This is a genomic window from Curtobacterium sp. AC273, assembly GCF_979253735.1.
Genome location: NZ_CEEDDU010000009.1, coordinates 49,215 through 61,945, shown reverse-complemented (window position 1 = coordinate 61,945; position 12,731 = coordinate 49,215). Strand labels below are relative to the sequence as shown.

Genomic DNA, 12,731 nt, shown 5'->3' with positions numbered 1-12,731 from the left:
CGCCGGTGAGCTGGTCGCAGGTCAGGCCGAAGGAGCGGACGAGCACGCCCACCCCGCCGCCGAGCGTGAGCCCGCCGATGCCGACGGTCGGGCACGACCCCGCGCCGATGGCCCGTCCGGCCTTCGCGAGGTGGCGTACACGTCGCCGAGCTGCGCACCGGGGCCGATGGTCACGGTGTCGTCGTCGTGGAGCTCGATGGCATCGAGGTCCTGCGTGCTGATCACGAGCGACCGCGGGACGTCGGTGCCGCTCGCGCCGCCGGCGGACCACCCCGTGTACGAGTGTCCGCCGGCACGGAGCGCCACCGGGGTGTGGGTGTTCCGGGCGAAGGCGAGCCCGGCCTGCACGTCCGGCTATGCCCGCGGCGCGGAGGATGCCCTGCGGGTCGGCGTCGTCGTACCGCGGGTTCTCGACAGCCGCGCGGTGTTCCACCCGTTCGACCCCGGACCGGAGCAGCCGACCGGAGACGGCGGCGGCCAGGGCGTTCCACGAGTCCGGCTCCCCGGGTGTCGGGGTCGGCGTCGGTGTCGTCGTCGGGCCGGGCGTCCTCGTCGGGCCGAAGGCGGTCCGGAGGCGGACGGCGACGGGCTCGGACCCGGTCGGCTGCACGCCGCCAGGACCCCGGCGATCCCGAGGCCCACTCCCCCGGCGAGCAGCACCCGCCGGGTCGTCGCGGGGGTCCGGCGGTGGGGCTCTGGTTCGCTCACCGGACCTGTCTACCCCGCGGCACTGCTGATCCGTGTCGCGCCCGCCCAGTCGTGCACCCACTCGGGAGCGTCAGGTCGCGCTCCGGCTCGCCCGCGGCCTCCGAGCAGCTCGGCCGGCGAGACGGTCCCGCCCGTGCGCTGCAGGAACCGCGCCTGCCGACGGCCCGTGCGACCACGGTCCCGCGACGGACGAACGTCTGCTCCAGGTAGGCGGCACGGTCGTCGAGGCCGAGCACCCGCGTCACGAGGTCGAAGCGCTGCCCGAGCGTGAGCGACCGCTTGTACGTGATGGTCTGCGCGGAGACGACCGGGTACCAGCCGCGCTCCGCGATCTCGCCCCAGAACCCGGAGCGGAGCATGAGGTCGAGGCGTCCGAGGTCGAGCATCGACAGGTACTTGCCGTTGTTGACGTGCCGCAGCGGGTCGAGGTCGGTGACGGTGACCCGGAACGGCGTGCGGACTCGTCCCAGAGCGACGGACGACGGGCGCCGATCGACGGACGGAGGCGGACGCGCAACCAGCAGCAACAGCCGGAAGTACAGGTTCACGTCCCGATCACACCAGGGCGAGGCGAGCGCCGGGAAGACCTTGGAGGATCCACACGAACACCGGCCGCAGTCTGACCGGCCTCGGTCAGTGCCTCCCTCCAACCCGGGCTGCCGGAGCAGGACCTGGGGCATGCAGACACGCAAGCTCGCGCAGACCTCGAGGTCGGACCCGTCGGCCTCGGAACCATGGGCATGAGCGCCTTCTACACGGGCGCCGGCTCCGACGACGACGAGTCGATCCGCACCATCCACCGCGCGATCGACCTGGGCGTCACGCTCTTCGACACGGCCGAGGCGTACGGCCCCTACACGAACGAGGACCTGCTCCGCCGGGCGCTCGAGGGCCGCCGCGACGACGTCGTGATCGCGACGAAGTTCGGCCCCATCACCCACACCCCGGGCGAGGAGACCCCCGCCACCGGTCGGGGCATCAGCTCGGCACCGGAGTCCGTCCGCGAGGCGCTCGAGGGCTCGCTCCGCCGCCTCGGCACCGACCACATCGACCTGTACTACCAGCACCGCGTCGACCCGGCCGTGCCGATCGAGGACGCGATCGGCCAGCTCGCCGGCTTCGTGCAGGAGGGCAAGATCCGCCACATCGGACTGTCCGAGGCCGGTGCCGAGACCATCCGCAAGGCCCACGCCGTCCACCCGATCACCGCGCTGCAGAGCGAGTACTCGCTGTGGACGCGGGACCCCGAGGGCGACGTGCTCGACACCCTGCGCGAGCTCGGCATCGGCCTGGTGCCGTACTCGCCGCTCGGCCGCGGGTTCCTGACGGTGCCATCACGAAGCCGTCTGACCTGGACTCCGACGACTTCCGCCTGGCGAACCCGCGCTTCCAGCAGGAGGCGTTCGCGCAGAACATGCGGATCGTCGACGCGGTCAAGGAGATCGCCACCGAGGCCGGCGCCACCCCGGCGCAGGTGTCGCTCGCCTGGCTGCCGGCCCAGGGCGACGACGTCGTCCCGATCCCCGGCACGAAGCGGGACTCCCGCCTCGAGGAGAACGTCGGCGCCGCGGACCTCACCCTCACCGACGACCAGATCGCGCGGCCGCCGGCGCTGCTGGTCCCCACGGGCGACCGCTACCCCGACATGTCGACCATCGGTCGCTGACCCGAGCGACCGACGCTGAGCCCGTGGCGGACGCGCCACGGGCCTCCCGCCTTCCCGGGGCGGAGTGCCGCCCCGCCAGCGTGAGCCCCCCCCCGCCGCGCCGCGCATCCAGCGAGCGGGCGAAATACCAGGGTGCTTTTCGTGGAAGGACCGGAGCGTTTCCGCCTCGGCTCGATCGCGACGGCATGCCGGGCTGCGCATAGATCAGGCGAGCGGCGAAACGCCCTGCGCGTCCGCCTTACTCACCCTGGTATGCCAGCCCGCTCGCGCCGGGCGCACGTACCGCAGACGGCTTACGCCCCTCGCAGCCGCGCGAGAGCGCAGCGCGCCGCGCGTCAGCTGCCGCGGTAGGTGCTGTGCAACGCGAAGGGGCTCAGCAGCAGCGGCACGTGCAGGTGCTCCGATCCCGAGACCGAGAACGCCACCATCACGAACGGGTGGAACGTCGGCACCCCCGCCGCCGCGGAAGTACGCCCGGTCTCGAAACGGAGCACGTGGTCGCCCCGTCCGAGCACGTCCGGCCCGAGCGCCGCCCGGCCGTCGGCATCGGTCGACCCGGTCGCGACGACGTCGCCGTCGACCGTGCTCAGGACGAGCGCGACGCCCGCCGCGGGGACACCGGAGGTCGCATCGAGCACGTGCGAGGTCAGGCTGCGCGGACGCCGAAGGTCGCCCGGATGCGGTGCAGCGCGATGTCCGGCGAGGGCTGCCGCCGCCTCGGCCTCCTCGACGGAGGGCTGATTCCCGAGTCGCCGCTCGAGCTCGGCGAGGAGCCCCTTGGGGCTCCGTCCGGCAGCGCGCGCACGAGGAATACGCGCCCGAACCGCCGCTCGTAGTCCGCGTTGCCGTCGGCGATGGCGGCGAGCCACGTCGTCACCCGCGGTGCGCATCGACGACAGCTCGAGCGGACGACGCGTCCGTGGCCCGCTCCCCGATCCGCGGGTGGTGCGCCAGCGCCGCATCGAGTTCGGCGGCGCCCCACGCGCCGGCGAGCGAACGGGCTGGTCGAGCAGCCCCGCGACGGACGCGTAGGGACGTGCCGCCACCAGGGCGTCGACCCACGGATCGACGTCGGCCCACGCCCGCACGGTGGCGGCAGCGTCGGTGTCGGTCGCGTCGTTCAGCTCGCCGAGGTCCACGCGGCCACGCTACGAGAGGATCGTGTCCTGGGCAAGTCACGGTGGTTTCCCCGAACGCGACCACCGGTCCCGGAACGTCCGGTTCGTGGGCCTGGAGGCGCGGGGTCGGGCCCGCCCCGCGCCTCCAGGCCGTCGACCGGGAACGTCCAGCGCCGCCGGGGGCTACACCTCGGCCGCGAACGACGCGGCGCGGAGCCGCAGGTCCTCGATGCGCCGGAGCCAGGCGGCCTCGACGTCGTAGCCCTCGTACGCGGGCGGCGGCAGCTTCGGCACGTTCCGCGAGCAGGTCGGAAGTCCTGGCAGACGAGGGTGCCGGACGGTGTTGCCGTTCGACCTGCCTTGCCGGACCGCTTCGCGCTGCAGAAGCACCACGTCGTTCGGCAGCTTGACGTCCTGGCACCACGAGCACTGCGCCAGCGACCGCGAGGAGGCTTCGGCCTGCCGGAACAGGATCCCGACCAGCTCCCCGTCGAGCGTCGGCACGACCACGTACGTAGCGCCGGCCGATCTTCGGGTCGCGCCAGCCGAGGTAGTCGAGGGCGTCCCAGTCGATCGTGTCGAAGCCGGCGGGGAGGGTGGTGAGGTCACCGACCTCCTTGCGGGAGGCGTTGACGAAGGACGTGCGAAGGGTCTTCTCGCTGATGGGCAGCATGGTGTGCGCTTTCGTTCTCGGTGCCCGGGGCGGCAGGGGATGCGCCGCACCGGGCGGAGTGGCCCACAGGGTCTTCGCTGAGCGCAGGCCGCACCGAACGGTGCGACCGGGGGCATCACGCCCTGATGTCGGCGATACGGGCGCCGACCACCTCCTGGAAGCTCACCCGATCAGCCTACGACGACGTGTCAAGCCGCGGAGCGTCGGAGGGCGCGACCCGGAGGATCCCGGGCCGCGGGAGCGTCGGAGGGCGCGACCCCGAGGATCCCGGCCACGCCCTCCGCGGCGTGCTCCGGGACTCAGCAGGTGTAGACGCCGCGTGCCGTCGCGTAGGCGAGGCCCGGGTAGGACGTGTACGCGATGCCCATGCGCTGCCCCTTCTGGAAGGTCGTGCACGGCGAGTCGAAGCCGTACTGCACGTCGACCTTCAGGCGGGAGGTTGGCCTGGCAGTTGTTCTTGACGTACACGAGGCCGGTCTGCGTGACGATGCCCGCCTGCGAGATGTACGCGCGTGTCTCCACCGAGCGCGACGCAGGACGGAACATGGTAGCCTGGAGGCAGTCGCCGAGACCGTCGTGAAGCCGAGCGCGAGCGCCGCGACGGCGGCCACCGCGCCGATCCGACGGAGCATTCCGTCGCGCGCAGTCCGACGGCTGCGTCGGTCGTCGTGGTGTGGATGTGGTCGTTGTCCATGACGGGTCCCCTGTTCTTCGGGTCGATGAAAAGAACATTCAGGGTACGGGTGGACCGAGCGTTCCGCTAGCCCCACGGGGTCGTCCGTCGGGGTGGCGGTGACGAGGACGAGCGAGCTCCTCGTACGACGGCCGGACGCGGAGCGCGCCGTGCCGGCGATCCCACTCGCCGGACTCGATCGCGGTGCGGAGCGCGGCGTACGGAGCGGCGGGCGGTCATCTTCAACAACACGGCTCCACGCCGGGCCGGCTCGCCGCGGCTCCGGGGTCGAGGAGCCGCTCGGCCGGGCGCAGTACGCCTCCGAGAAGCCGCCGACGCACGTGAAGCGGGATCAGGCAGCGGGGTGGTCGCCCACGACGTAGGCCGCCGCCGAGCGCTGCCGCGATCTGGTCGAGTGTGGGGAGGGCGCGGCCTTCGGCCGCGATGACCTCCGGGGCGTACTCGGCGAGCACGCCACGACCGCTCCACGCGTGCGGGTCGCGGGTCAGGACGACGAAGATCGGTCCGCGCGTGACCCGGCGCAGCTCGGCCAGCCCGTGCTCCAGGTCGTCCCACTCGTCGAGCGAGAAGGTCACCACCGAGGCGTCGAAGGCGTCGGGCCGTCGGGCGGTGGTCGCGCCTGGGGGGACCGTCGTCACCGCCGCACCGGCCGGCGCGTAGGACCCCGCGCTCGCCGCCGGAACGCCGACCTCGAGCAACCGATCCGCGCCGCCCAGGGCCTTCGCGACGCCCATGCGAAGTAGACGGCTCCGGCCGACGGTACTTGCAGGTCGTCCTTGCCCGGTCACGGGCTCAGCCGACGGACTCGGACTCAGCGTCTCCGGCGTCCAGACCAGCGGCGCTCGGCGTCGTGTTCGGCCCGTCCCGTGGCGGCCCACGACTCTGAGCAGCGACAGGGATCAGTTCGGACTCGCTGCCGGGTTCGGCCGAGTAACGAGAACATCACCAGGCAGCCCGGGTCCGCGACGAGGTCGAGCGCTTCGTAGTCGAGCCGCAGCTCGCCGACATCGGCATGCACCGACCCGCTTCTTGCCGGCGCGGTGCACGCGGACGTCGTGCGCCGCCTCACCAGGTGCGGAACTCCTCGCTGCGGGTAGACAACTCCTCGACGAGGGTGACGACCGGGCTCGCAGGGGCTCGACACGGCGGCCGCGCGGAGGATCGCCACGGCGTCGCGGGCGGTCTGCGCCCAGTCGGGGAAGAACTCTTCGCCGCGGGTCGAGGAACGTGAAGCGTGCGGTGTTCACCGGCCGACCGGGTCCGGCGAACATCGGCGAGTACAGGGCGTGGCCGAGCTCGTTCGTCGCGACGACGTCGCCGCGCTCGTTGCGGACCCACGCGGGCGCCCCGGTGATCGCGTCGAGCAGCCGCTGCACGCCGGGTCGGACCTGGGTCGGGACGTTGCGGTGCATGACCTTCACGCCGGCGTTCGCCAGACGCGCGAGGTCCCAGAGGTGCACGCGCTCGTCCTCGCCGAGTTGCAACGCGCTCGCGAGCCCGTCGAGCACGCTGTCCGAGACGCCCTTGAGCGAACCGCGTTCGAGCCGCGTGGAGTAGTCGACGCTCACCCCGGCGAGCATGGCGACCTCGTGGCGACGCAGCCCCGGCACCCGCCGGATCCCCCCACCGAACGACGGCATGCCGACCTGGTCGGGGGTGAGCCGCGCCTGTCGGGAGGGACAGGAAGTCGCGGATCTCGTTGCGCACGTCGATACCCATGGGTCGAGCGTACGTCGCGCCTCCCGGGAGGTCGGGGGCACTGGCGGTACCCGCCGCCGCCGCCGTCGACGGCGCCGCCGCCGCTGCCGTCCGGACAGGACGGACAGACCGGACGGGAGGCGCGGGGCGGGCTCCGCCACGCGCCTCCCGTCCGTCAGGCGGTCACGTCGGCCGTGATGCGCACGCGGCCACGCGGTGACCGTCCATGGCGGTCACCTCGAGCCGGTGGTCGCCCGCCCGGACGACGTCGCCGACCGCGGGGACCCGGTCGAGGAACACCTGCACGAGGCCGCCGACGGTCTCGTAGTCGCCGTCGGGCAGGACCGGGCCGCCGTCGGCCGCCAGGTCCTCGAGGACCGTCGCACCGTCGACGCCGTCCTGCGCCGCGGACGACTCGTCGTACTCGGCGGTGTCCCACTCGTCGCGGATCTGCCCGACGAGGTCCTCGAGCAGCGCCTCGAGCGTGACCATGCCCGCGCTCCTCGCCGTACTCGTCCACGACGAGGGCGATCTGGTGGCCGTCGGTGCGCATGTCCGCGATGGCGCTCGACAGCGACTTCGTCCCCGGCAGCGCCAGCACGGGGCGGACGAGCGTCGCCACCGGTGCCGACGGGTCGGTGGGCCGGAGCAGGTCGCGCAGGTGCACGAACCCGTCGACGTGGTCCCGCGAGCCGTCCGTGACGAGGTAGCGGGAGTGTCCGACGTCGATGGCGTGGTCGGTGGCCTCGGCGATGGAGACCGCGGCGTCGATCGTGGACACGTCGTACCAGGGGCGCATCGACTCGCGGAGGACGCGGTCGCCGGCGTCGAGCGCACTCCGGGCGATGCGGCGACCCTGGGGGTCGATGGCGTCGTGGTCGTCGACGAGGCCGCGGAGTTCGGTGCTCACAATCTCACTGCGGGCGTCCGGGTCCCCGCCGAGCAGCCGCACCACCGCGTCGGTGGACTTCGACAGCAGCCAGATGACCGGCCGCATCGCGGTCGCGAAGCGGTCGAGGGTCGGGGCGACGGCCATCGAGAAGCCCTCGGCCCGTTGCAGCGCGAGGCGTTTCGGGACGAGCTCGCCGAACACGAGCGACAAGGTAGGGCGATCACGAGGGTCATCAGCACGAGAGCGACGACCTCGGCGGCACCCTGGTCGAGCCCGAACCCGCCCAGCAGCGGCGCGACGTCCGGCGCGATCGACGAAGCGCCGTAGGCGGCCGAGAAGAACCCGGCGACCGTGACACCGATCTGCACGGCGGACAGGAACCGGTTCGGGTCGCGGCCGAGCTCGGCGACGCGCATGCCCCGGGACCCGCGGCGCTCGAGCTGCTGCAGCTGCGACTCACGCAGGGAGACGAGGGCGATCTCGGCGGCGGCGAACACCCCGCCGACGAGCACGAAGAGGATGACGAGCCCGAAGGCGATCCAGGTGTCGGCGCCCATCAGCGGGCGGTCCGGTCAGATCGTCGTCGAGCGGCCGGTCTGTATAGTCGTCCATGCCTGTGAGTGTGCACAGGCAAGCTGATCAGGCGGTGAGGGTCCGCCCGATGCGCGCTTCGAGCCAGGCCTTCGGGTCGATCGGGGTGACGCCGTCCATCAGGACCCCAGGTAGGTGCGCCCCGGTCGAGACCCCGGAGGAGCCGACCTTGCCGATGAACTCGCCGGCCTCGACCGTGTCGCCGACCTTGAGCGGCGAGGAGCCCGGGATCATGTGGCCGTAGAGCGTCGAGACCTCGCGCCCGTCGACCACGTGGTCGATGATGACCGCGTTGCCGTAGGAGAAGTACGTGCCCGAGACGCGGACGGTCCCCGCGGCGACGGCGCCGATCGGCGCACCCATGCCGGGGTTGAAGTCGAGGCCCTGGTGCAGGGACGAGCACGCACCGCACGGCGCGGAGCGGTAGCCGAAGCCGGAGCTCATCCGGACCGGCCCGGGGAACGGCGACCGGACGGCGCCGCCGTAGGAGACCGCCGTGCCCGGAGCGGCCGAGCTGCTGGCGGTGCCGCCGCGACCGTGAACTCGTCGCGGTCGAGGGCGCTGGCCGAGATGGCCTGGGTGACGGCGTAGTCCTGGTGCGGACCGTGGGGGCGAGGGTCGAGGTCGCCATCGAGGTGCCGGCACCGGCGTGCGCGGGCATCGCGGAGGCAGCGAACATGGCGAGGGCGGCGAGGGCGCTCGTCAGCGTGATCCGGGTGGCGCGCTGCGGTCGCGACGTGCGCTGCTGCCTGGAGGCGCGTGGTGCGGCCGGCAGGCTGGTCACGGTGGCCGCGGGGCGACGGACGACTCGCTGGATGCGTGCGTCCGGGGTGTTCCGCACGCCGTGCTCGGTGGTCGCCCGGGCGATGGTCGCTCGGCGCCCGGTGCGCTCCGGCTTCGGCGTCGGTGTCGGCTTCGGGCGGTCTCGCCTTGGTCGCCGAACGCTCCGCCTTGCGGGCGGAACGCCCCGGCTTGCGGGCGGCGGCACGCTCGGCCTCGAGGGCCGCGCGACGGGACAGGTGCACCACCGGGGTCCCCGGGTGCTGGTCGATTTCGCGTGGTGTCGTCATGGCCGCCCACCATTCTGCACGACTCTGTCGCTTTGTACAGGTCCTTTCGTGATCTTCTCGTTACCGAACCGCTGGGAGGGTCCTGACCGGTCCGGCCGGTCCCGCCCGTCCGCTCCCGACCATCGGTAGTGTCCGCGATGAGCGAGCCGAAAGGACCCTGAGCATGGCCCGAGCGCCGCGACCGGCACGAACCCATCGACCTGCGGGTCGCCGACGTGGTGCTCGCGGGCACCCGTGACCTGCTGCCGGTGCCCAGCGAGCAGCGGCCGTGCGGGCGGGTGTGGACGCCTCGCGGATGCGGGTGGTGGGCGACGACGACCTGCCGGATCCCGGCGAGACCGGCCACGCCGAACTCGCCGTGATCGCGATCCGCCGGCCCGGGGACGACCCGGCCTTCCACCGGGCGCAGGAGACCGCGGAGACGATCGAGCCGCTGCTCGCCCCGAACGCCGTGCAGATCGTGGTGACGGTGTCCGGACTGACCCGCTGCTCGCGCCGAAGGTCGAGCGGACGCTGACCTCGGAGGTGCTGCACCAGATCGGCGTCGCCTCGCACACGTCGCCGGCTTCGGGCGTCCGTTCCGGAACTTCCGATAGGGCTCGGCGGCTTCACCGGCTGCTGCGGGCCGCTGGTGTGCGGGGTGTTCCAGGTGTCGATCAGGCACTGAAGAGCATCTCGACCGGCACCGAAGGGGTCTCGACCGGCACCGACCTCGGTCAGCTGCACGGGCGCTCCTCGAGCTCGAGCGCGATCTGCTCGGCGTCGAGGTTCCGCAGCATCGACTCGAGCACCTCGGCGTTTCGAACGAGCCGTCGTCGCGGGCGTCGAGGATTCGCGGAGCGCTGCGCTCCTCGAGCACGGCCGTGCGCCGGGCCTTCTCGCGACCCATCCACGCCCGGAGCTCGGCGGGGTCGGCGGCCTGCAGCTCCTCCTGCGTGCGGGGAACCCTCCTCGGCCTGCCCGGGACCTGCTCGGCCGCGGTCCGCATGAGCTCGAGCAGTCGCCGTCGTTCCTCGACGTCCTTCTGCGCCGAGTCCGGGGCCGGCGGCCACGATCCGTCGGACGAGCGGGCCGATCGTGCTGCCCTGGACGACGAGCGAGCAACAGGGCGACCGCGACCCGATGAACACCAGGAGCGACTTCTGCGGCGTGCCGTCCGGCAGCGTCTGGGCCGCGGCGACCGAGACCGCGCCGCGCATCCCCCGCCCAGATCACGGCAGTGCACCTCGCGCCAGCCGAGCGGTGCCTTCGTGTAGTACGCGATGTCGGCCAGGGTCCGCCGCACCCGCACGGCGAAGCGGTCGAGCTCCTTCGTTCGGACGGCGCACGGTTTCCTGGGCGGTGTTCGCGGATGACGTCGCTCATCGCGTCACGGTCACTCGCGTGCATCTCCTCGAAGGCGCCTGCATCCGCTCACCGCGCTTGGCGCTCGCGGACAGGGCGAGCAGGAGCGGCACGACGTAGGCCGCGCGCACGAGCACCGTCAGCACGAGCGCGACGACGGCGATCAGGAGCGCCGGTCCGATGCCGGTGTGGTCGTCCTGCACGTCACCGAGGATCGACGACAGCTCCAGCCCCATCGTCAGGAAGACGGCGCCCTCGAGCACGAGCTCGATCGTCTGCCAGTTCTGCGCGTCCGACAGCCGGTGCCCGGCGGCGCTTCCGCGGGCCGACGATGCCGGTGAACAGCCCGGCGACGACGGCCGCGACGAGCCCGGAGCCACCGAAGTGCTCGGTGGGGACGGCCGCGACGAACGGCACCGCGAACGAGAGCGCCGTGTTGACCGCGGCGTTCGGCACCCGGGCGCGGATGAGCACGTTCACCCAGCCGACGAACCAGCCGATCACCACGGCGATGGCGACGGCCTTCGCGAAGTCGCCGAGGGCGCCCCAGAACGAGAACGAGGCTGCGGCGGCGACGATCGCGGTCCGCAGCAGCACGAGCGCGGTGGCGTCGTTGAGCAGGACTCCCGTCGAGGATCGAGATCGCCCGGCGGGACACCGAGGTCTGCTTAACGATCGAGGTCGCGACGGCGTCCGTCGGGCTGACGATCGCTCCGAGCGCGATGCCCCACCAGAACCTCGAGGCCGGGGATCACCCACGCGAAGAACAGCCCGAGGACCAGGCTCGACGCGATGACGAGCAGGACCGACAGGCCGCCGATCGCGCCGAACTCCCGTCGGAAGTTCATCGACGGCATCGACACCGCCGACGAGTAGAGCAGGTGGGAGCACCCCGGCGAGGATCCACTCCGGATCGATCTCGGCGTCCGGCACGAACGGCAGCAGGCTCGCGACGATCCCGAGGACGACGAGCACGAGCGGGGCCGCGACACCGATGCGCGGGCCGGCGACGGCGGCGCCCGCGATGGCGATGACGGCGACGACGCCGACGACGAGGAGTTCGGTCACGGGTCCAGGGTGCACCTGGGCGTTCACCTGGCCAATGTATCTTGATGTCGAGACATCCTGCGCCACGAGTACCGTGGACGTACCGACGGTCGAACAAGGAGTACCCGCCAGCATGGCCAAGATCATCTACACCCTCACGGACGAGGCGCCGTTCCTCGCCACCCACTCCTTCCTCCCGGTCATCCAGGCCTTCGCCGGCACCGCGGGTGTCGACGTCGAGACCCGCGACATCTCGCTCTCCGGCCGGATCATCGCCCAGTTCCCGGAGCGGCTCACCGCCGAGCAGCGCCTGGACGACGCCCTCGCCGAGCTCGGCGACCTGGCGAAGACCCCCGAGGCGAACATCATCAAGCTGCCGAACATCTCGGCGTCGATCCTGCCAGCTCAAGGCCGCGATCAAGGAGCTCCAGTCGCGAGGCTACGACCTGCCGGACTACCCCGACGAGCCGAAGACGGACGAGGAACGCGACACCCGCGCCCGCTACGGCCGCACCATGGGCAGCGCCGTGAACCCCGTCCTGCGCGAGGGCAACTCCGATCGTCGTGCACCGCTGTCGGTGAAGAACTACGCCCGCAAGCACCCGCACCGCAGGGCGCGTGGAGCTGGACTCGAAGACGAACGTCGTCACCCATGGGCGTCGACGACTTCCGCTCGAACGAGCAGTCCTGGATCGCCCCGCTGACGACGTCCTGACGATCGAGTTCGTGGGCGCCGACGGCGAGACGACCGTCCTCAAGCAGTCGATCCCCGTCCTCGCGGGCGAGGTCGTCGACGGCACCGTGCTGCACGTCCGTGCGCTCGAGGCCTCCCTCACGGAGCAGATCAAGCGCGCGCAGGACGAGGACGTCCTCTTCTCGGTGCACCTCAAGGCGACGATGATGAAGGTCTCCGACCCGATCATCTTCGGCCACGTCATCCGCGCCTTCTTCCCGAGCGTCTTCGAGCGCTTCGGTACCGACCTCGTCGCCGCGGGCCTGACCCCGAACGACGGCCTCGGCTCGATCCTGGCCGGCCTCGACGCCGTGCCGAACGGTGCGGCGATCAAGCAGGCGTTCGCGGACGGCATCGACGCGGGCCCCGAGCTCGCGATGGTCGACTCCGACAAGGGCATCACCAACCTGCACGTCCCGAGCGACGTCATCGTCGACGCGTCGATGCCGGCGATGATCCGCACCTCCGGGCACATGTGGGGCCCGGACGGCGAGGAA

Annotated in this window: 11 protein-coding genes and 8 pseudogenes; 4 read left to right on the top strand and 15 right to left on the bottom strand. The window is 72.2% G+C overall.

Translation table 11 applies throughout. The features are described from left to right. Positions 1–19 precede the first annotated feature (19 nt). Positions 20–306, bottom strand: a pseudogene (locus tag ACZ8AI_RS15125) (FAD-binding protein); the annotation flags it as partial. Between the two features lie 398 nt (positions 307–704). After that, the gene (locus tag ACZ8AI_RS15120; protein ID WP_464858884.1) at positions 705–1,256 is read right to left on the bottom strand and encodes an acyl-CoA thioesterase; all 552 of its coding nucleotides are present in this window, start codon (positions 1,254–1,256) and stop codon (positions 705–707) included. Between the two features lie 186 nt (positions 1,257–1,442). Between ACZ8AI_RS15120 and ACZ8AI_RS15115 the strand changes: the two are divergent. Beyond that, positions 1,443–2,374 (top strand): annotated as a pseudogene (locus ACZ8AI_RS15115) (aldo/keto reductase). A 335-nt stretch (positions 2,375–2,709) separates the two neighbouring features. Here the strand turns inward: ACZ8AI_RS15115 and ACZ8AI_RS15110 are convergent. From ACZ8AI_RS15110 to ACZ8AI_RS15065, 10 genes and pseudogenes are all read right to left on the bottom strand, one after another. Beyond that, a complete protein-coding gene (locus ACZ8AI_RS15110) occupies positions 2,710–3,513 on the bottom strand; it encodes a hydroxyisourate hydrolase (RefSeq protein WP_464858883.1) in 804 nt (267 codons plus the stop codon). 162 nt (positions 3,514–3,675) lie between these two features. Beyond that, positions 3,676–3,996 (bottom strand): FBP domain-containing protein, encoded by a 321-nt coding sequence (locus tag ACZ8AI_RS15105; RefSeq protein WP_464859226.1) that lies wholly within the window; start codon positions 3,994–3,996, stop codon positions 3,676–3,678. 82 nt (positions 3,997–4,078) lie between these two features. Next, a pseudogene (locus ACZ8AI_RS15100) lies at positions 4,079–4,165 on the bottom strand (FBP domain-containing protein); the annotation flags it as partial. A gap of 915 nt (positions 4,166–5,080) precedes the next feature. Beyond that, on the bottom strand, positions 5,081–5,737 hold the full coding sequence (locus ACZ8AI_RS15095) for a hypothetical protein (protein ID WP_464859267.1): 657 nt from the start codon (positions 5,735–5,737) through the stop codon (positions 5,081–5,083). Further along, positions 5,671–6,271 (bottom strand): annotated as a pseudogene (locus ACZ8AI_RS15090) (MmyB family transcriptional regulator). Before ACZ8AI_RS15090 ends, ACZ8AI_RS15095 begins: the two are co-directional and overlap by 67 nt. Before the next feature lie 469 nt (positions 6,272–6,740). Further along, on the bottom strand, positions 6,741–7,049 hold the full coding sequence (locus ACZ8AI_RS15085) for a transporter associated domain-containing protein (RefSeq protein ID WP_464859225.1): 309 nt from the start codon (positions 7,047–7,049) through the stop codon (positions 6,741–6,743). 439 nt (positions 7,050–7,488) lie between these two features. Beyond that, positions 7,489–7,650, bottom strand: a pseudogene (locus tag ACZ8AI_RS15080) (CNNM domain-containing protein); the annotation flags it as partial. Positions 7,651–7,733: 83 nt separating this feature from the next. Next, positions 7,734–8,006 (bottom strand): annotated as a pseudogene (locus tag ACZ8AI_RS15075) (CNNM domain-containing protein); the annotation flags it as partial. 82 nt (positions 8,007–8,088) lie between these two features. After that, the gene (locus ACZ8AI_RS15070; protein ID WP_464858882.1) at positions 8,089–8,484 is read right to left on the bottom strand and encodes a M23 family metallopeptidase; all 396 of its coding nucleotides are present in this window, start codon (positions 8,482–8,484) and stop codon (positions 8,089–8,091) included. Next, positions 8,481–9,110: a hypothetical protein gene (locus ACZ8AI_RS15065; protein ID WP_464858881.1), complete on the bottom strand. Its 630-nt coding sequence runs from the start codon at positions 9,108–9,110 to the stop codon at positions 8,481–8,483. The genes ACZ8AI_RS15070 and ACZ8AI_RS15065 overlap by 4 nt, the downstream gene beginning before the upstream one ends. A 268-nt stretch (positions 9,111–9,378) precedes the next feature. Between ACZ8AI_RS15065 and ACZ8AI_RS15060 the strand changes: the two genes are divergently transcribed. Then, the gene (locus ACZ8AI_RS15060; protein WP_464858880.1) at positions 9,379–9,627 is read left to right on the top strand and encodes a hypothetical protein; all 249 of its coding nucleotides are present in this window, start codon (positions 9,379–9,381) and stop codon (positions 9,625–9,627) included. Positions 9,628–9,826: 199 nt separating this feature from the next. Here the strand turns inward: ACZ8AI_RS15060 and ACZ8AI_RS15055 are convergent, their stop codons facing one another. From ACZ8AI_RS15055 to ACZ8AI_RS15045, 3 genes are all read right to left on the bottom strand, one after another. Next, entirely contained in the window at positions 9,827–10,309 is a 483-nt protein-coding gene (locus ACZ8AI_RS15055; RefSeq protein WP_464858879.1) for a hypothetical protein, read from the bottom strand. Between the two features lie 162 nt (positions 10,310–10,471). Beyond that, positions 10,472–10,717: a hypothetical protein gene (locus tag ACZ8AI_RS15050; protein WP_464858878.1), complete on the bottom strand. Its 246-nt coding sequence runs from the start codon at positions 10,715–10,717 to the stop codon at positions 10,472–10,474. Further along, positions 10,659–11,522, bottom strand: coding sequence for a cation:proton antiporter domain-containing protein (locus ACZ8AI_RS15045; protein WP_464858877.1), 864 nt, complete (start codon positions 11,520–11,522; stop codon positions 10,659–10,661). Before ACZ8AI_RS15045 ends, ACZ8AI_RS15050 begins: the two co-directional genes overlap by 59 nt. Between ACZ8AI_RS15045 and ACZ8AI_RS15040 the strand changes: the two are divergent. Together ACZ8AI_RS15040 and ACZ8AI_RS15035 are read left to right on the top strand one after the other, a co-directional pair. Next, positions 11,449–11,838: pseudogene (locus ACZ8AI_RS15040) on the top strand (NADP-dependent isocitrate dehydrogenase); the annotation flags it as partial. The gene ACZ8AI_RS15045 and the pseudogene ACZ8AI_RS15040 overlap by 74 nt on opposite strands. Further along, positions 11,729–12,689 (top strand): annotated as a pseudogene (locus tag ACZ8AI_RS15035) (NADP-dependent isocitrate dehydrogenase); the annotation flags it as partial. The pseudogenes ACZ8AI_RS15040 and ACZ8AI_RS15035, both read left to right, overlap by 110 nt. Between the last annotated feature and the right edge of the window lie 42 nt (positions 12,690–12,731).

Coding starts and splice junctions, on each gene's coding strand:
- ACZ8AI_RS15085 (WP_464859225.1), bottom strand. CDS start 7,049: ATGGTCACGCTCGAGGCGCTGCTCGAGGACCTCGTCGGGCAGATCCGC.
- ACZ8AI_RS15065 (WP_464858881.1), bottom strand. CDS start 9,110: ATGACGACACCACGCGAAATCGACCAGCACCCGGGGACCCCGGTGGTG.
- ACZ8AI_RS15055 (WP_464858879.1), bottom strand. CDS start 10,309: ATGCGCGGCGCGGTCTCGGTCGCCGCGGCCCAGACGCTGCCGGACGGC.
- ACZ8AI_RS15070 (WP_464858882.1), bottom strand. CDS start 8,484: ATGAGCTCCGGCTTCGGCTACCGCTCCGCGCCGTGCGGTGCGTGCTCG.